Consider the following 17,153-nt stretch of genomic DNA (forward strand, 5'->3'; position numbering starts at 1 on the left):
GCGGTGATTGTACCTGTCCCCTTGAAGTTGCCCGTCTGCAAGCTTCACGAGGGGCAGTCTTTAACATCATCCTTTTCTGCTTGCGGTCCACTGATGACCCTGGGACCTATCTCTCAGGGTTATAAGGGAAATGCCCTATGTGGGACATTTCACGGGTGGTGAACATGACGGTAGGAGATACCGGGGACAGACCACGATTTCTCCATTCAACGATTTTTTGAAATCGTGGACTGTCATGTGCTGAAGATCAAAAGATCGCAGCCTTCGGCAGCTCTACCGGGAGAAGTGGAATAGCTTGCCGGCGATGTTGAGGACGTCTTCGCCGGCAAGCCTGGCTCCTATAGGGTTTTGCGGTGCTTCGGTTATAGGCTGTTGGCCAGTTTCCCAGTCGCCAACCGGCGCTTGTAGGCGCTGTCGCGGTTGGCCAGCCAGTAATACAGCGGAGAGGTAATCAACAACCCCACCACCCAAGACAAATCCGCCCCATTGATGTGCGCCGAGATCGGCCCGACATACAACGGCGTGTTCATGAACGGAATCTGCACCGCAATCCCTATCGCATACGCCAACAACGCCTGCGGGTTGTATCGGCCATAGATTCCGCCATCGACCTGGAAGATCGAATCAATGTCGTACTGACCTTTATGAATGGCATAGAAGTCGATCAGGTTGATCGCGGTCCAGGGCACCAGCACCACGAGTAATACCAGCACCATGTCGACGAAGTGGCCGATGAAGTCGGCCGAGGCGCCGACGGCGGCGAAGCAGCAGGCGGCGAGGACGATGACCGAGAGGACGGCGCGGCTCTTGGCGGTGGGGATCCAGCGGTAGGCGAAGGTTTGCACCAGGGTGATCAGTGACAGCACGGCGCCGTAGAGGTTGAGGGCGTTGTGGCTGATGACGCTGAGCAGGAACAGCACGAGCATCAATGGGCCGATGGAGCCGGTGGCGAGTTTGACCGCGTCCATGGTGTCCATGCCGACGGGCGTGGCGAGGACTGCGACGGCGCCGAAGATGAACGACAGGCTGGAGCCGAGTGCCGAGCCCAGGTAAGTGGTCCAGAACGTGGCGGCGACGGGCACGTCTTCCGGCAGGTAGCGTGAGTAATCGGACACGTAGGGGGCGAAGGCGATTTGCCAGAGCGCGGCCAACGATACGGTGGCCAGCCAACCGGAGATGTTGAAGTTGCCGCGGGTGAGGAAGTCGGCGGTCTGTACGTGGGTGAGGATGTAGCCGAAGCCCAGCACGATGCCGATACCCAGCACCCAGGTACCGATGCGGTTGAGCACGTGGATGAAGCGGTAGCCGATGATGCCGATGATGCCCGACCCGAGCGCGCCGATGACGATGCCCACCGGTACCGGCACGCTGTCGACCACGCCGTGCAGGGACTTGCCGGCGAGGACGATGTTGGAGGCGAAGAAGCCGATGTACATGATGCCGGCGATCAGCACCACCAGCAGGGCGCCGAGGGAGCCGAACTGGGCGCGGCTCTGGATCATTTGTGGAATGCCCATCTGCGGGCCTTGCGCCGAGTGCAGGGCCATCAGCACGCCGCCGACCAGGTGGCCGACCAGAATGGCGACGATGCCCCACACCAGGTTCAGCTGGAACAGCTGCACGCCGAGGGCGCCGGTGACGATGGGCAACGGCGCGATGTTGCCGCCGAACCAGAGGGTGAACAGGTCTCTTACCTTTCCGTGGCGATCTTCCGGGGGGACGTATCCAATCGTGTGTTTTTCGATGAGCGGAGCGGAGGGTGTTGCTGCGGTGGACATGGTGAACTCCAAGGCAAGGATGAGTACGTGGACGTACTTCGGTGAGCGCCGCGCGAGCGACGCTTTTCTTGTTGGAGCGATGATGTGCAATGCGTCGGGATAGATAAATTAGTAAGTTTGTTGCTTCAAACCTTAAAAAATATATGCCCGGGGTTTGGGTGTGTCGGGTATGTTCAGGCTTGAACGTGTGCCCAAATAATACGAAGTCGAACGCTGTTCTGTGGCGAGCGAGCTTGCTCGCGCTGGGCTGCGTAGCGGCCCCAAAAAATATGGCAGTAGCTGCCGATTTTTGTGAGTGCTGCGCACTCAAGCGGGAGCAAGCTCCCTCGCCACGCGCTACTCATTTGTGCGCGAACCGGTATTTTCTGGAGGTCCCATGGCCGCTTACAACCTGCGACAGCTTCGATATTTCGTCACCACCGCCGACTGCGGCAGCGTGGCGGAGGCTTCGCGCAAGCTTTATATCGCGCAGCCGTCGGTGTCGACGGCGATCAAGCACCTTGAAGAAAGTTTTGGCGTGCAGCTGTTTATCCGGCATCACGCCCAGGGTGTTTCGCTGACGCCGAGCGGGTCGCGGTTTTATCGCAAGGCGCTGGAGCTGCTGCGGGTCGCCCATGAGTTTGAACAGAACGCGCTGGCGGACAACGACGTGGTCGCGGGGCAGATCGATATCGGTTGTTTTGAAACGGTGGCACCGCTGTACCTGCCGCGTTTGATCGCCGGTTTCAAAGAGCGTTGGCCAGGTGTGGAGATCCGCATTCGCGATGGCGAGCAGCAGGAACTGGTGCAGGCACTGACCGCCGGCAGCATCGACCTGGCGATGCTGTTCGAACACGATCTGGACAGCACGATTGAGACAGTGCCGCTGATGCCGCCGCAACAGCCTTACGCCTTGTTGCCGGCGGATCACCGCTTCGCGCAACAGGCGAAAGTGTCGCTGAATGACCTGGTGCTGGAGCCGATGATTCTGCTGGATGTGGTGCCGAGCCGGACCTACTTCGTGAGCATTTTTGAAGAGCGTGGGCTGACGCCACACATCGTGTTCAGCTCGCCTTCGATCGAGATGGTGCGGGGGATGGTCGGGCGCGGTTTTGGCTTTTCGATTCTGGTCACCAAACCGTTTTCCGAATACACCTATGACGGGCAGAAAGTCGTGTGCATACCGCTGGCCGAAACCGTGACCGGTTCGGGTCTGTCGGCGGCATGGTTGAGAAGGTCGCAGCTGACCAAACCGGTACAGCTGTTCGTGGATTACTGCCAGGAAGAACTGGCCCGACTGTATACCTGAGCGTCGGGCCAACCATCAGCGGCTGATTGATAACAGCATTCGTTGCAGCATTTGGTCGCAGCCGTTTAGTTGTTCGAGGCTGACAAATTCGTCCGGCTTATGACCCTGATCCATGCTGCCCGGACCGCACACCACTGTCGCAATTCCCGCCGCGTCAAACAGACCGCCCTCGGTGCCAAACGCCACCGTACCGAACTCCCCAGAACCGGAAAATGCCGCGATCAGCTCAGCGGCTTCGCTGTGCGCATCGGTCGCCAAACCGGGATAGGCCGACAATTCACTGAAGCGGATTTCACTCTGATCACTCACGGCGCGCATGCGCGGTAGCACTTGTTGCTCGGCGTAGGTCTTCAACTCTTGCGCCACCTCGCTTGGATCGTGTGAGGGCAGGGCGCGGATTTCAAAGTCAAAGCGGCAATCGGCGGGGACGATGTTCAAGGCTTTGCCGCCGGAAATTACGCCGGTTTGCACCGTGCTGAACGGCGGATCGAAACGGGCGTCGTGATGCTCCGGTGCCCTGAGCCTGTGGCCAATCCGCCCCAGTTCACCGATCAGTTCGGCGGCGTATTCAATCGCATTGACCCCGAGCGGCGCGTACGCCGAATGGCAGGCTTCGCCATGAATGTCGCAGCGCATCGCCAGCTTGCCCTTGTGGCCCAGCACCGGTTTGAGTTCGGTGGGTTCGCCGATGATGCAGAGCATCGGTTTGACCGGGCGCTGTTCGAGGGCTTTCAAAAGCGAACGAACGCCGAGACAGCCGACTTCCTCATCGTAGGACAGCGCGATGTGCACTGGCAGCCGCAGCGAGGCCTGCACCAGTGACGGCACCAGGGCAAGTACACAGGCGATGTAGCCTTTCATGTCCGCGGTGCCGCGACCGTACAGGTTGCCGTCGCGTTCGGTGAGCTGGAATGGCGCGACGGTCCACGGCTGGCCGTCGACGGGCACCACATCGGTGTGCCCCGACAACACGATGCCCGGCTGATCCGCCGGGCCAATGGTGGCGAACAGATTGGCCTTGCTGCGCTCGTCGTTGTAGATCAATTCGCAAGGCACCTCGAAGCGGGCGAGGTAGTCGCGGACGAACTCGATCAGCTGCAGATTTGATTCGCGGCTGGTGGTGTCGAACGCCACCAAGGCTTCAAGCAAATCGCGGCTGCTGCTCATCGGTCGTCTCCGGCGACACCGTAGCCAGGGGATTTGTCGGGGGCGAGGGCGCGGTCGATGTAGTCCTTGACCTGTGGGCGATAGGCGTCCCACAACTGCTGCAATTTGCCTATCGGATCTTCATCAGCCCAATCGACCCGCAGGTTGATGATCGGCCAGGTCAGTTCGCCGACCACTACAACGGCAGCCGAATGCACCGGCCCGGCTTCACCGCCTGCGACCACCGCCGCTTTCATCGCGGTGAGCAAGCGGTCGGTCAGTTGGCCCTCGCCATGTTCGTACGCCTCGACCATGACCTCGATCACGGCTCGGTCCGCGAGCATGTTGCCCGCGGCCACGCATTGCTCGCCCGACACGGCATTGTGGTTGCCCAGGGTTTCTGAACCGCTGAAATGCGCAGTGCGGCCGAGGTGGTCAATCGCCGTGATTTGTCGGTATTGGCTGTAGCCGTTGCGGGTCAATGCCTTGTCCAGAGCCTCGGCAGGTGAGAGCCCTTGTTCCATGAGGGCGAGGGTTTCCGGGCCGAGGGATGGCAGGGTGATATTTTGTGTGGAGACCGCGCCGACACCGGGCAATAGCCAGGGGCAGCGGGCGCCGACGGCGATGCTTGAGGAACTGATTGCAATGCCGAACTGACCGGTTTCGGGGCAACGGGCGGCGATGGAGAAGGTCATGGTTTTGCTCCTTGGTTGGCCTTGGCAAAGTTGTTGTCTGTGCGGGCGTCTTCGCGAGCAAGCTTCGCTCCTACAGATGATCAGGGTCGTTCATGAAACAGCGATCTACTGTAGGAGCGAAGCTTGCTCGCGAAAGCCGCGACTCGGTCTACCTGCTTACTCAGGAATCACCGCAATCACATCAATCTCCATCAACCACTGCGGCTGCCCCAGTGCCGACACCACCAACCCGGTGGAAATCGGAAACACCCCTTTGAGCCACTTGCCCACTTCCCGATAAACCGGCTCGCGGTAACGTGGGTCGATCAGGTAAGTGGTGGTTTTGACGATGTGGCTAAGGTCGCTGCCAGCTTCTTCCAGCAACTGTTTGACGTTGCGCATGGCTTGCTCGGTTTGCGCGCGCGGGTCGCCGAGGCCCACCAGGTTGCCTTCGAAATCGGTGCCGACCTGGCCGCGAACATAAACGGTGTTGCCGGCCCGCACGGCCTGGCACAGGTCATTGTCCAGGCTCTGGTTCGGGTAGGTTTCCTTGGTGTTGAACATGCGAATACGGGTATGGGTTGGCGTGGACATCTGAGGCTCCTGAAGAACTATTCGTTAAGCGCTGACGGTGGTTTTATGCACGACGGGGGCGGTTTCAGCTTCGCGTTGCAGGGCATCGCGGTAGTCGTGGTATGAGCGCTGAATGGCGATCTGATCAGCCACGTACTTGGCGTCGTGCCAAACACCCCAGATGAACGAAGAGCCGCGACGCGATTGCCATGGCAGGCCGAGGAAATACACCCCAGGCTCGCTCGACACTCCGCGCTGATGCTGCGGCTTGCCGTTGTCGTCGAACGCGTTGACCTTCAGCCAGCTGTAATCCGTGGCAAACCCGGTGGCCCAGATGATCGAAGTCACGCCAGCCTTGGCCAGGTCGAGTTCAAGAATCGGGTTGGTGACGCAATCCGGATCCGGGAAGGTATGCCGCGCCTCAGGTTCCTCCGGCAAGTCCAGGCCATTGCGCTCGACGTAGGCGTCGGCGGCATTGAGCAGCGCCAGATAGTTCTCATCGCCGCGTGCCAGGTTGTCGGCAAGGTTGGGCTGGAACGTCGCCACGCTGCCATTGAACGATTGGGTCAGACCCACCAGCGTCATTCCGCGATGGGCTAGCCCACGGAAGTCCACCGTACGGCCACCATGCGCGCCGCTCACCGCGATGGTCACGTGTTCCCGGCCGGGTTTCATCGCGGCCTGATCCCACTCGCCGAGCACGCCCAGCCACCAGCAGAAATCACGGTTGCGATAGGCGCGAGGAGGGCGATCGTGCGCACCCACCGAGAGGTAAACCTGCTTGCCGGCACTCTGTAATTCATCGGCGATCTGCACCCCGGACGAGCCGGCGCCCACCACCAGCACAGCGCCCTCTGGCAGTTGCTGCGGGTTGCGGTATTCGGCGGAGTGGATCTGGGTGAATGGCTGATCTTTCGGCGCGATCGGCGGAATAACCGGGCGCTGGAAAGGTCCGGTGGCGGCCACTACGCGGTTGGCCTCGATCACGCCTTCGGAGGTTTCAATGGTGAAGCCTGGACGACCGACATTGCGCTCGACTTTCTTCACGTCCACGCCGGTGCGGATGGGGGCGTTGAACTTCTTCGCGTAGGCTTCGAAATAATCCGCCACCCGTTCTTTCGGGGCAAAGCTGTCGGGGCTGAGATCGTCGAACTCAAGGCCCGGAAACCGATCGTGCCAGGCCGGGCCGTTGGCCACCAGCGAATCCCAACGACCGCTGCGCCAGCGCTCGGCGATGCGGCTGCGCTCCAGTACGAGGTGAGGCACGCCGAGTTTGCTCAGGTGTTCACTCATGGCCACGCCAGCCTGACCGGCGCCCACAATCAGCGTATCTATTTTTGTTTTTTCAGTGGTCATCTCTATACCCATCGAAGTTGGAATCAGGTCGGTTGTGGCCTGCCATTTCTTGGGTCAAGACTAGGGATCACCCCTGGATCGGTAAAATATTATAAAGCTGGCATTTGAATACAAATTACCGATGTAGCGCCTGCAAAGATTGCGGGCGTGTTGGAGGCAGCGCGGAAGTCCGTCCTGCGGCGTTAGTATTTTTCCATTTACCCATCATTTCTCTTGAAAATAATCAGTCTAAAAACCCCGACCCAGGTTTCGTATGGTTTGCTATTCTGAGGTTGTAGGTGAAGACGCAGACTGATGCGCAAAGGGATAGCGAGGAGGCGTGGGGCGCGCTCCCAAGGGTACACGGTTAGAAAGATCTCCGCGCTGAGATCCAGCCCTTATGCCGTGTGAGGCAGAACAGCCCAAAGCTAAAAATCCTGTTCTGTGAGAGGCCCGATAAACCTTGTAAGCCAGAGACCAGCGCTGGCCACCTACTCGATTTCTAAAGCCCGCCTTGTGCGGGCTTTTTCGTGTTCGCTGTAGCAGCTGTCGAGCCTGCGAGGCTGCGTTCGGCTGCGAAGCAGTCGTGAATCCGGCTGACGCGGTCTGCCTGACACACCGCGAGTTCTGGTTTGACGACTGCTGCGCAGCCGAACGCAGCCTCGCAAGCTCGACAGCTGCTACGGCGAACGCAGCCTCGCAAGCTGCTACAACGAATGTGCCGCCTGACTGACGTGAGCCGCAAAGCCCGACTGATCCGCAGCAATCTCATCACGCAATGTGAGTTGCGGAATGTCATACGCCCCTGAATTTTGCGGTCGGAACGCAATCGGCGCGGTTTCCCACAGGTCATCCAACCGTTGGCCGAGCGCCTCACAAGTTGCTGAAAATCTCGCCTCATCCATTCGGCTGGTCCGATAGATCACGAACGGTGGCAGCACGTCGAAGCCGGGGTAGAACAGTACGCCATGCTGGATCGGGAATAGCACATCGTCGATCGGCCCGTTGATGCCCCGTGGGCTGTAATGAGATTCCCAGCCACCCGTGGTGACGACCAGCATCGCCCGTTTGCCCGCCAGCGTGCCTTCCCCGTAACGGTCGCCCCAGCGCGCATCGGAATGCTCCCCTACGCCGTAGGCAAAACCATAGGCATAGACGCGTTCCACCCAGCCTTTGAGGATCGCCGGCATCGAGAACCACCACAGCGGAAACTGCAGGATGACGGTATCGGCCCAGAGCAGTTTTTCTTGTTCGAGGACGATGTCCTGGCGTTGCCGGCCTTCTTTGAAGGCACGCTTGGAGTCTTGCGACGGATCGAATCGTGCGTCGGCAGGCCGGCCGAAACTGTCATCGGCGTCCAGCGAGGCTTTCCAGTCCATCGCATACAAGTCGGAAACCTGTACCTGGTGGCCGGCAGCTTCCAGGCGTTTGACGGCAAAGTCCTTGAGCGAACCGTTTAACGATTTGGGTTCGGGATGGGCGTAAACGAGCAGAACATTCATGGGCTGAGTCTCCGTTGTCAGAAGCCAGCAGAATCAGGCCTTACCCGGTATATTGGAAATGAATAACCAATATGCCAGGTATTGTCATGAATAATCTGCGACGTCTGGACATCAACCTGCTGCTGACGCTTGATGTCCTGCTCTCGGAACACAACGTGACCCGTGCGGCGCAACGTCTGAATCTGTCGCAACCTTCGGTGAGCGTTCATCTCGCCAAATTGAGGGATATTTTCAACGATCCGCTGTTACTGCCAGGGCCACGGGGCATGCGGCCCACGGCTCGGGCGGATGAGTTGCGCGAGCCGTTGCGCCAGGCCCTGGAAGCCCTGGAGCGCGCGGTGTCGCCCGCCAGCCCTTTCAACCCGGCCGAGGCACGGCAGACGTGGAATGTCATGGCGTCGGACTACGGCGAGTCGACCATCATCTTGCCCGCGTTGGCCGGGCTGCGTTCGGCGGCACCCGGCACGCGTTTGGCGGTGCTTGACCTGATGCCGTCACAATTGGCCAAACAAGCGGAGCAGGGGGCAATCGACCTGGCGTTTCATACCACCGAGGATGCTCCCCCAGGCTTGCGACGTCGTGCATTGTTTACCGAACGCTATGTGTTGGTGGGGCGTACTGGCCATCCGCTGTTGAGAAAGCGACCGACACTCGCGCAGTTCTGCGAACTCGACCACGTCATCGTATCCCGGGATGGCGGAGGCTTTCAGGGTGTCACCGATCAGGCGCTTTCCCAGCTGGGCATGACGCGCCGAGTGGTGCTTTCGCTCCCCCATTTTCTGTTTGTCCCGTCGGTGGTGGAGAGCACCGATATGGTCGCGATGCTGCCAGCGCGCCTGGTTCGCGATACGCATGCCTTGGCGATGATCGAGCCTCCCCTTGAAGTTCCGGGATACGAGATGTCGATGCTCTGGCCCGAGCGCTGTCACCGCGACCCTGGGCATCAATGGTTGCGTGAGTTCATCGTGAGTGCCTTGTGATGGGTATCAATCAAACACAATCCCTTGTGGGAGCGCCTTGTGTTCATTGAGGTGTTTGGCTAATCTCGCACAAACACGCAAAAACAGGCATAACCATGCACGCTGAGCATTCCTCCGCCGAACTCCCCCAACTGCGCCGCCAAAAAATCCTGCTGATCCTCGAACGTGACGGCAAGGTCATGGCTTCCGAGCTGAGTCAGCATTTCGCCGTGTCCGAGGACACCATTCGCCGGGACCTGTCGGAGCTGGCCAGTGCCGGGCTGGTGCAGCGGGTGCACGGCGGGGCGTTGCCGCGTCCCAAGGACACGGGCAAGGATTACTTCACTCGGGTCAGCGAAACCGACGAGGTGAAAACCCGGTTGGCGCAGCTCGCCGCGCGCCGGGTCAAGGACGGCCAGATCGTGATGTTCGATTCCGGGAGCACCACGCTGCAGATCGCACGCTCGCTGCCCACTGACATTGTCATCACGGCCGTCACCGCGTCGCCGATGATTGCGATCACCTTGGCCGAATACAAAGGCATCACGGTGATCGTCGCCGGTGGTCAGCTCAACCCTGCGACGATGTCTTCCAGCGGGCATGAAACCCTGCGGCTGATCGAGGGCATCAAGGCCGACTTGGTGTTCACCGGGGTCTGTGCCATTCATCCGGAAGTCGGCCTCAGCTCGCTGCATTTCGACGAGGTGCCAGTGAAACAGGCGATGCTCGCCAGCGCCTCCCACGTGATTGCCGTAACCACCGCGGACAAACTGGGGGCGGTTGAGCCCTTTGTGGTTGCGCCTTGTGCCCGTGTGCATACGCTGATTACCGAGCGTCACGTGGCCTCGGGCAATCTTGAGGATTATCAAAAACTGGGGATCGAGGTGGTGCAGGTAAGCGTCTGAGCGTCATCGCGCTCGGCGCCGCATGGGTTACGCTGATAGCAACGACGGGAGGAATGCAGTTATGACTGAGCGCCATATAACCCACTCAGAAACGCTGTCGAACGGATGCACGATTGAGGTTAAAGCCGAGATTTTGAGAGACGGTTCGCTGAAGATGTTCATGGGGGTCTATTGGCCGGACGGCTCGGCCATCGTTGAGGACAAACACCCCTCGCCGCATCTGCTGGACATGGAAGCGGCGATGGAGTGGGCCATCGAAAAAGCCAAAACCATCGGTAACAGCCAGAGAACGCTGTAAGGCCCGGCGATAACGGAATCATTGATCGGCTTGAGGGTCGTAATTATGGGTTTGAACGCACTGCGATCGATTCGCCGCTAGCGTCACCTCATCCCCGTAGTTCTGACCTTTTAGGACGTTAAAATGAAGCGCACCGCGATAATGACCCTGGCCATTGCAAGTACTCTCCTGCTGGGAGGTTGCTTTCCTTACTGGGAAGAGGGAGACAGGTACGATCGGGATCACCGTGAATACCGTCGCGACCATGACCGTGGCTATTATTACCGTGATGATCGTGGGTATGACCGGGATTACGATCGTCGTGATGATCGCCGTCGGCACCGCGACCATGACGACCGAGACGATTGACCTGTCTGCGCCCAGCTCCAGAGCGGCCATCACCGCTCTGATCTCCTGAGGAATAATCATGCGAAGGCTGACTGGGCATATTGTTGCACCCCTCACTCAATGGCTGACGGCGGCAGGTATCGGCCTGACTGCCGTGGTGTTCAATGCACAGGCACAAATCCCACCTCAAGCCACTCAGGAAATAAACAGCTTGCTGGACTTTGTCGAGCACAGTGAATGCCGGTTTGTGCGCAACGGAAGCGAATACGGCGGCCCTCAAGCCCGGGCGCATCTGGAGAAGAAGCTGGAGTACCTTGAAGAACAGGACAGGGTGAACAGCGCCGAAGACTTTATTGAGCTGGCGGCCACCCAAAGCAGCATGAGTGGCCGCGCCTATGAAGTGCGCTGTCCGGCAGGCATACAACCGGCCAACCTCTGGTTGAAGACCGAGCTACAGCGGCAGCGGCAGCGGCAACGTCATTGATGGTGTCTTGATGCGCTAGCGCAGCACAATCAAGCAGCCGCCTTTACGGCGTGCCAAACATCGCCGTCCAGTAAATACCCGCGTCACTCTTCGGGTCCACCGCATAGGCTGCACCCAATTCGCGAAATTGTGGGTTCATCAGGTTGGCGCAATGCCCCGGGCTGGCCAGCCAGCCATCGACCACCTTGCGCACTGTGTCCTGCCCGGCGGCGATGTTCTCACCGACCTGCTGGCCGGCGTACCCCGCCAGTTCAGCCCGATCACCCGGCGTGCGGCCGTCGCGGTCCTTGTGATCGAAAAAGTTTTGGTTGGCCATGGCCCGGCTATGGCCCTCGGCGGCTGATCCCAGCGTGGCGTTCCAGACCAGCGGCGTGGTGGCGGCGAAGGATTGGGTACCGCACTGGCGCGCTTGCGTGCGGGCGCTGTTCATCGCTTCAAGGAGTTTCTGTCCCTCCGCCTGCCAGTCGCCCAAGCGCCCCGTCAACAGCGGGCGCGCCAGCACGATGCGCCACTCGCGGCCCTCCCGGCTGACGCCTATATCGACAAATTGCGGGTCCAGCACCACCCGGCAGAAGCTCTCCTGAATCGCCTTCATCGCGGCGGGCGCATCACGTGGGCCGGACAAGCTGATCGCCTGCACATTAACCATCGGGTACGCCGCGCGGGCCAGTGCCTGCTGCAGGTCGCCGATGCTGTTGGCGGACAGCACCAGGCGCGGATCGCTGGCCAGCGGTGGTAACTCCGAAGACGCCTGTCCGGCACAGCGCTGTACCTGGCTGCGGTAAACGTTGATCGACTCTACCAGCTGTTGTTCATCGGCCGCCGACGCGATGACGCTGAACACCAACCCGAATGACAACACGCCAAGATGCAAAACGGATGACAGGCTGCGCATGAAAATCTCCCTGGAATGGACCCTGCCATGATGCGCGATGTCACCCCTCCTTATGCAATGCCTTTTCGCGCCCAAATGCAGTTTACTGCCTGCCTGTTGGCATGAATTCCGGCGACTACAATCAACTCAGGTCTGCGATCGTGTCGTTGTTCACATCGGTTTCAATCAGAAGGATCGGAACATGCGATTTAAAGGGGTAGCCACCTGCTTCGCAATCATCCTTCTGTGCGGCCAGGTGTGGGCGACTGATCAGGAGCAAAAAAAGGAAGTGGCTGAAGACAAGGCACAGGTCCTGGAGCAGAAAGCGGCAGAGAAGGGTAACGAAGCTCCGGTGCCCAAATCCGAGGTCATCACCCCCTCCGAAGCGCAGGCGGTCGATCCGGCGGGCACGGCGCCGCTGGAGGATGCCATTACGTGCCTTGCACGCAGTATCTACTGGGAAGCCAAAGGGGTAACTGCTGCCGACATGGAAGGCGTCGCCAGCGTGGTCATGAATCGGCTGGGTCACGAAGGTTTTCCGGATACGGTGTGCGCTGTGGTCAAGCAAGGTTCCGAAAAGCATGCCTGCCAGTTTTCCTGGTGGTGCGACGGGCGTGCGGATCAGGTAAAGGAAGACGACGCATATGCCATCGCCAAGGAGATCGCGCGCAAGGCACTCAACAAGCAACTGACGGACCGCACCCACGGTGCCTTGTATTTCCACGACAGAACGGTGAAACCCGACTGGGCGAAGCAGTACATCAAGACGGGCGAGACCCGGAAGTTTCTGTTCTATAAACCTGGTGGCGGGACGGCAAAGTAGGTGCGAATCGCTTCGCACCACCTGGAGCCAACCCTCTACTGGCCGCTTATGCTACGGGTGGGAAACGCCACGGTGATGGTCAGCCCCTCGCGCTTCCAGTCACGGCGGATTTCGCCGTGAAGCTGGCCATGCACGGTCGCTTTGGCGAGAAGGGTGCCGAACCCGGTGCTGTCGGGTTCCCGGTCAATGAGCGGGCCATTCCTTTCGCTCCAGACCACGGTGAATACCTCCTCACTCTCGCTACAGGCAATATCCAAAAGCCCTTCAGGCAAAGAGAGCGCCCCATATTTCGCGGCGTTGGTTGCGAACTCATGCAACAGCAGAGCGAAGCTGGTGACTGATGCACCGTCAATCGTTATGTCAGGGCCGGTCACGACGGCGCGTGACTGGCTGGTATCCCCGCTATCGGCATAAGGCGCGAGAATGGTTTGAATGAGGGCATGCAATGTCGTTGGCTGCTCGTTACTCAAACCGTGCGGTATGGTCAGGGTATGGGCTCGCGCCAATGCGTTCAGCCGTGCGCAAACGGCGGAGGCGAGTTCACCGGGGGTCGTTGCCGAACGGGCGCTCAGTGAGACCACGCTGTTCGCCAGGGTGAACAGGTTTTTCACCCGGTGATCCATCTCTCTGATGAGCAGGCTCTTTTGTTCTTCCGCCTGTCGTCGCTCGGTGATATCGCGAGCGATTTTGGCCGCTCCGACAATACGGCCTTGCCGATTTCTGATGGGGGAGACGGCGAGAGAGATCTCGACCAGGCTGCCGTCTTTGCGCCGCCGGAGGGTTTCATAGTGTTCGATGCGCTCGCCTCGACGGATGCGCGCCAAAATGCCGGGTTCCTCATCCCGCCGATCCAGGGGGATGAGCATATCAATGGGTTGGCCGACCGCTTCCTCGGCCGTGTAACCGAAGAGTCGCTGGGCGCCAGCGTTCCAGTTGGTAATCGTGCCGTTCAGGTCTTTGGCGATGATCGCGTCGGCGGACGATTCGACCAGCGCGTCATGGATCAGCGCGGCTTTGTCGGCGACGGTCTGGTCAGTCAGATCGATCAGCATGTTAACGGCGCCTATCAGGCTGCCTTCTGCATCGAAGATCGGCGAGGGGCACGCCAGAAAACGAACGCGTGTGCCATCCGGACGCTCGGCGATGGCTTCAATCCCTCTGACAGGACGTTGTTCCTTCAATGCCATGGACATGGGGCATTCATCGTGGGGCAGCGGCGTGCCGTCAGGCCAATAGAGCTTCCAGGAGCCGCAAAAGGTGCTCTCCCCAAGCGTCGGGGTCACTCCCCACAGTGCCACCGCTGCACGGTTGTAAAAGGTGATCAGACCCTTGGCATCGGTGGTGTAGATGGCCTCGGGCAGTGCCTCAAGGACATCGCTCAACCCCAGGTCATGAAGGGACGGGGAGGTTTGCTCGCTACCTTCTGAGGGTGTACAGGTAGGTCCAATAGCGGTGTCGTCCTCATGGACAGGCCCTTGGCTCATTCGCAAACTCCATGCTGGTGGTGCCTTGGCACTCGATTCAGGTGATTCGGGTTGAAACACAGGATATAGCGATGTGGCGAGGTCCCGGAAAGAACCTTGCCTCTAATTAAGGACTATTTTTGGTCGCGCACAAGAAGCTTGATCGAAATTCGCTCGCTGCTGCCCGTACATTTTTACGCTTTCTTTACGGTAGGTGTTTTCCCTTGCGAGGATACTTGCCGCGTTTTTTTGATCGTCGACAGGCCTGCAAACTCTCCAGGTCGCTTGAACGAACGGCATGACACCCATGGACTAATCTCATTATCAAGCCGTGGGGTTTCAAGGCTGAGTTCCAATGTTTGCCCGGTAGCCCCGCAAACCCTCTTGCTCGAAGGTGGCATGCCATTTATTTCCTTCAATCTCAGAGAAGCTACCCGTGAGCGAAACAGCGATCCCCGCCCATGAAAACTCCCACGCCAAAACATCAGGAGTGGGCTTGCTCGTCGCCGCGGTCGGCGTGGTTTATGGGGACATTGGTACCAGCCCGCTTTACACCCTCAAGGAAGTGTTCGCCGGCCACTATGGTGTCCAGGCCAATCAGGACGGTGTACTGGGCATTCTGTCGTTGATTTTCTGGTCGCTGATCTGGGTCGTCTCGATCAAGTACGTGCTGTTTATACTGCGCGCCAACAACCAGGGCGAGGGCGGCATCATGGCCTTGACGGCACTGGCACGCCGGGCCTCGGCGCCTTATCCGAAAATGAGCCGGAACCTGGTGTTGCTCGGGCTGTTTGGCGCGGCACTGTTTTACGGGGACAGTATGATCACCCCGGCCATTTCGGTGCTCTCCGCGGTTGAAGGTCTGCAACTTGCGTTCGAGGGCATCGGGCACTGGGTCGTTCCGCTGTCCGTTATCGTTCTGGTAGCACTGTTCCTGATCCAGAAACATGGCACGGCGCGTATCGGCATCCTGTTCGGCCCGGTCATGGTGCTGTGGTTCGTGGTGTTGGGCATTCTCGGTACATTCGGCATTCTGCAACGCCCGGAAGTGCTGCAAGCGCTCAATCCTGCTTGGGCGGTGCGATTCTTCGTGGTTCATCCGGGCATTGGCATCGCCATTCTGGGCGCCGTGGTATTGGCATTGACCGGTGCTGAAGCGCTGTATGCCGACATGGGCCATTTCGGTCGCAAACCGATTGCCCGTGCCTGGTTCATGCTGGTGCTGCCTGGCCTGGTGCTCAATTACTTTGGCCAGGGGGCGTTGATCCTCGGGAACCCGGAAGCGGTACGCAACCCATTCTATCTATTGGCACCCGACTGGGCGCTGCTGCCGATGGTCGCGCTGTCGACACTGGCCACCATCATCGCCTCCCAGGCGGTTATTTCCGGGGCGTTCTCACTGACTCGCCAGGCTATTCAGCTGGGTTACGTGCCGCGTATGTTTATCCAGCACACCTCCAGTCAGGAGCAGGGGCAGATTTACATCGGCCTCGTGAACTGGGCGCTGATGGTCGGCGTCGTGTTGCTGGTCATCGGCTTCGAGTCGTCCAGTGCGCTGGCAGCGGCGTATGGCGTGGCGGTGACGGGGACCATGTTGATCACGACCATCCTGTCCTCGGCCGTGGTCCTGCTGCTGTGGAAAACACCGCGCTGGCTGGCGATTCCGATGCTATTGGGTTTTCTCGTGGTCGACAGTCTGTACTTCGCCGCCAACATATCGAAGATCTTCCAGGGTGGTGCGTTCCCGGTAATCGCCGGTATTGCCCTGTTCATTTTGATGACCACCTGGAAGCGCGGCCGCAAGATCATTGTCGAGCGACTGGACGAAACCGCTCTGCCGCTGCCGTTGTTCATCAGCAGCATTCGCGCGCAACCACCCCATCGTGTGCAGGGTACGGCGGTATTTCTGACGGCCAGATCCGATGCAGTTCCCCATGCGCTGTTGCACAACCTGTTGCACAACCAGGTGCTGCACGAGCAGGTGGTGTTGCTCACCGTGGTGTCTGAAGACCGCCCGCGTGTGCCTGCGGATCAGCGGTTCGAGATCGAGTCTTTTGGCGAAGGGTTCTTCCGGGTCAGTCTGCACTTCGGCTTTATAGAGGAGCCCGATGTGCCGCTGGCGTTGAGCCTGTGTCATTTGAAAGAGCTGGATTTCAGCCCGATGCGCACCACCTATTTCCTCAGCCGCGAGACGGTCGTCCCGACCAAGCGTATCGGCATGGCCCGTTGGCGCGAGACCCTGTTCGCGTTCTTGCTGAAGAACGCCAACAGCAACCTCAAATACTTCAATTTGCCGCTCAATCGTGTGATTGAGCTGGGTACGCAGGTTGAGATGTAGCGACTCATCCCTGTGGGAGCGGCGGTGCGCTGCTCCCACAGGTAGACCTCGCCGATGGCACGCTGCGCAGAGTGTTGCCGCTGTGGCAGGCTTCGCCCGTCTCGGTTTATGCCCTCACCGAGACGCGACTGTTACCGGCGAAAACCCAACGGTTCATCGAGTTTCTGCGTGAGAAATTGCAGGATGCTTAGTGGGTGGTGACTGCCTTTCACTAGGCAAGACCCGCGGGAAAGCGGACGTTCAGCCTTCTCTCTAAAAGACCGCGAACAGAGTTAACGATGAAATTTATGCCCGTGGATTCGATTGTGGGCTTTAATGTCCGTGCTCACTATGCAGCCACGTTAGCTTCGACTCCGTACGAAGGTGGATGCGCCTGACGGCGGATT

General features: G+C 59.4%; 16 protein-coding genes and 1 pseudogene. 9 read left to right on the plus strand and 8 right to left on the minus strand.

Annotated elements, in window-relative coordinates; translation table 11 throughout:
• Positions 1-362 precede the first annotated feature (362 nt).
• Positions 363-1,778: a purine-cytosine permease family protein gene (locus ACEN8R_RS07265; protein ID WP_495624702.1), complete on the minus strand. Its 1,416-nt coding sequence runs from the start codon at positions 1,776-1,778 to the stop codon at positions 363-365.
• A gap of 376 nt (positions 1,779-2,154) precedes the next feature.
• Between ACEN8R_RS07265 and ACEN8R_RS07270 the strand changes: the two genes are divergently transcribed.
• Positions 2,155-3,066, plus strand: coding sequence for a LysR family transcriptional regulator (locus ACEN8R_RS07270; RefSeq protein WP_018930232.1), 912 nt, complete (start codon positions 2,155-2,157; stop codon positions 3,064-3,066).
• Between the two features lie 15 nt (positions 3,067-3,081).
• Here ACEN8R_RS07270 and argE read toward each other — a convergent pair whose 3' ends face one another.
• The 5 genes from argE to ACEN8R_RS07295 all read right to left on the minus strand — a co-directional run bounded on the left by argE (position 3,082) and on the right by ACEN8R_RS07295 (position 8,296).
• Positions 3,082-4,233, minus strand: a complete 1,152-nt coding sequence (gene argE, locus ACEN8R_RS07275; RefSeq protein WP_018930233.1) for an acetylornithine deacetylase — start codon at positions 4,231-4,233, stop codon at positions 3,082-3,084.
• The gene (locus ACEN8R_RS07280; RefSeq protein WP_018930234.1) at positions 4,230-4,907 is read right to left on the minus strand and encodes a DUF1028 domain-containing protein; all 678 of its coding nucleotides are present in this window, start codon (positions 4,905-4,907) and stop codon (positions 4,230-4,232) included. Before ACEN8R_RS07280 ends, argE begins: the two co-directional genes overlap by 4 nt.
• Positions 4,908-5,063: 156 nt before the next feature.
• On the minus strand, positions 5,064-5,480 hold the full coding sequence (locus tag ACEN8R_RS07285; RefSeq protein ID WP_018930235.1) for a RidA family protein: 417 nt from the start codon (positions 5,478-5,480) through the stop codon (positions 5,064-5,066).
• Between the two features lie 24 nt (positions 5,481-5,504).
• Positions 5,505-6,815 (minus strand): flavin-containing monooxygenase, encoded by a 1,311-nt coding sequence (locus ACEN8R_RS07290; protein ID WP_018930236.1) that lies wholly within the window; start codon positions 6,813-6,815, stop codon positions 5,505-5,507.
• A gap of 686 nt (positions 6,816-7,501) precedes the next feature.
• Positions 7,502-8,296, minus strand: a complete 795-nt coding sequence (locus ACEN8R_RS07295) for an NAD(P)H-dependent oxidoreductase (RefSeq protein WP_495624703.1) — start codon at positions 8,294-8,296, stop codon at positions 7,502-7,504.
• An 86-nt stretch (positions 8,297-8,382) separates the two neighbouring features.
• On the opposite strand from ACEN8R_RS07295, the gene ACEN8R_RS07300 reads away from it, so the two are divergent.
• The 5 genes from ACEN8R_RS07300 (at position 8,383) to ACEN8R_RS07320 (ending at position 11,269) form a co-directional block, all read left to right on the plus strand.
• A complete protein-coding gene (locus tag ACEN8R_RS07300) occupies positions 8,383-9,276 on the plus strand; it encodes a LysR family transcriptional regulator (protein WP_026286736.1) in 894 nt (297 codons plus the stop codon).
• A 95-nt stretch (positions 9,277-9,371) separates the two neighbouring features.
• A complete protein-coding gene (locus ACEN8R_RS07305) occupies positions 9,372-10,160 on the plus strand; it encodes a DeoR/GlpR family DNA-binding transcription regulator (RefSeq protein WP_018930239.1) in 789 nt (262 codons plus the stop codon).
• 61 nt (positions 10,161-10,221) lie between these two features.
• The gene (locus tag ACEN8R_RS07310) at positions 10,222-10,458 is read left to right on the plus strand and encodes a hypothetical protein (protein WP_007942075.1); all 237 of its coding nucleotides are present in this window, start codon (positions 10,222-10,224) and stop codon (positions 10,456-10,458) included.
• Between the two features lie 123 nt (positions 10,459-10,581).
• A complete protein-coding gene (locus ACEN8R_RS07315; protein WP_081626573.1) occupies positions 10,582-10,806 on the plus strand; it encodes a hypothetical protein in 225 nt (74 codons plus the stop codon).
• A 58-nt stretch (positions 10,807-10,864) separates the two neighbouring features.
• Positions 10,865-11,269: a YfeK family protein gene (locus ACEN8R_RS07320; RefSeq protein ID WP_018930241.1), complete on the plus strand. Its 405-nt coding sequence runs from the start codon at positions 10,865-10,867 to the stop codon at positions 11,267-11,269.
• 43 nt (positions 11,270-11,312) lie between these two features.
• On the opposite strand, the gene ACEN8R_RS07325 is transcribed toward ACEN8R_RS07320, so the two are convergent.
• Entirely contained in the window at positions 11,313-12,164 is an 852-nt protein-coding gene (locus ACEN8R_RS07325) for a CAP domain-containing protein (RefSeq protein ID WP_258612278.1), read from the minus strand.
• Positions 12,165-12,345: 181 nt separating this feature from the next.
• On the opposite strand from ACEN8R_RS07325, the gene ACEN8R_RS07330 reads away from it, so the two are divergent.
• Positions 12,346-12,966, plus strand: coding sequence for a cell wall hydrolase (locus ACEN8R_RS07330; RefSeq protein ID WP_018930243.1), 621 nt, complete (start codon positions 12,346-12,348; stop codon positions 12,964-12,966).
• Positions 12,967-13,001: 35 nt separating this feature from the next.
• On the opposite strand, the gene ACEN8R_RS07335 is transcribed toward ACEN8R_RS07330, so the two are convergent.
• Positions 13,002-14,348, minus strand: coding sequence for a PAS domain-containing HWE histidine kinase family protein (locus ACEN8R_RS07335; protein ID WP_018930244.1), 1,347 nt, complete (start codon positions 14,346-14,348; stop codon positions 13,002-13,004).
• Between the two features lie 517 nt (positions 14,349-14,865).
• Here ACEN8R_RS07335 and ACEN8R_RS07340 point away from each other — a divergent pair.
• Both ACEN8R_RS07340 and ACEN8R_RS07345 read left to right on the plus strand, forming a co-directional pair.
• Complete coding sequence (locus tag ACEN8R_RS07340; protein ID WP_050563969.1) at positions 14,866-16,767, plus strand: potassium transporter Kup; 1,902 nt, start codon at positions 14,866-14,868, stop codon at positions 16,765-16,767.
• A 20-nt stretch (positions 16,768-16,787) separates the two neighbouring features.
• Positions 16,788-16,958: pseudogene (locus tag ACEN8R_RS07345) on the plus strand (LysR family transcriptional regulator); the annotation flags it as partial.
• Positions 16,959-17,153: the final 195 nt, after the last annotated feature.

The organism is Pseudomonas sp. Pseusp15 (assembly GCF_059492165.1).

Bases quoted from the DNA above. Each gene is read 5' to 3' on its own strand.
- ACEN8R_RS07295 (WP_495624703.1), bottom strand. From the start codon at position 8,296: ATGAATGTTCTGCTCGTTTACGCCCATCCCGAACCCAAATCGTTAAAC.
- argE (WP_018930233.1), bottom strand. From the start codon at position 4,233: ATGAGCAGCAGCCGCGATTTGCTTGAAGCCTTGGTGGCGTTCGACACC.
- ACEN8R_RS07325 (WP_258612278.1), bottom strand. From the start codon at position 12,164: ATGCGCAGCCTGTCATCCGTTTTGCATCTTGGCGTGTTGTCATTCGGG.
- ACEN8R_RS07280 (WP_018930234.1), bottom strand. From the start codon at position 4,907: ATGACCTTCTCCATCGCCGCCCGTTGCCCCGAAACCGGTCAGTTCGGC.
- ACEN8R_RS07285 (WP_018930235.1), bottom strand. From the start codon at position 5,480: ATGTCCACGCCAACCCATACCCGTATTCGCATGTTCAACACCAAGGAA.
- ACEN8R_RS07315 (WP_081626573.1), top strand. From the start codon at position 10,582: ATGAAGCGCACCGCGATAATGACCCTGGCCATTGCAAGTACTCTCCTG.
- ACEN8R_RS07270 (WP_018930232.1), top strand. From the start codon at position 2,155: ATGGCCGCTTACAACCTGCGACAGCTTCGATATTTCGTCACCACCGCC.
- ACEN8R_RS07305 (WP_018930239.1), top strand. From the start codon at position 9,372: ATGCACGCTGAGCATTCCTCCGCCGAACTCCCCCAACTGCGCCGCCAA.
- ACEN8R_RS07290 (WP_018930236.1), bottom strand. From the start codon at position 6,815: ATGACCACTGAAAAAACAAAAATAGATACGCTGATTGTGGGCGCCGGT.
- ACEN8R_RS07310 (WP_007942075.1), top strand. From the start codon at position 10,222: ATGACTGAGCGCCATATAACCCACTCAGAAACGCTGTCGAACGGATGC.
- ACEN8R_RS07330 (WP_018930243.1), top strand. From the start codon at position 12,346: ATGCGATTTAAAGGGGTAGCCACCTGCTTCGCAATCATCCTTCTGTGC.
- ACEN8R_RS07265 (WP_495624702.1), bottom strand. From the start codon at position 1,778: ATGTCCACCGCAGCAACACCCTCCGCTCCGCTCATCGAAAAACACACG.
- ACEN8R_RS07300 (WP_026286736.1), top strand. From the start codon at position 8,383: ATGAATAATCTGCGACGTCTGGACATCAACCTGCTGCTGACGCTTGAT.
- ACEN8R_RS07320 (WP_018930241.1), top strand. From the start codon at position 10,865: ATGCGAAGGCTGACTGGGCATATTGTTGCACCCCTCACTCAATGGCTG.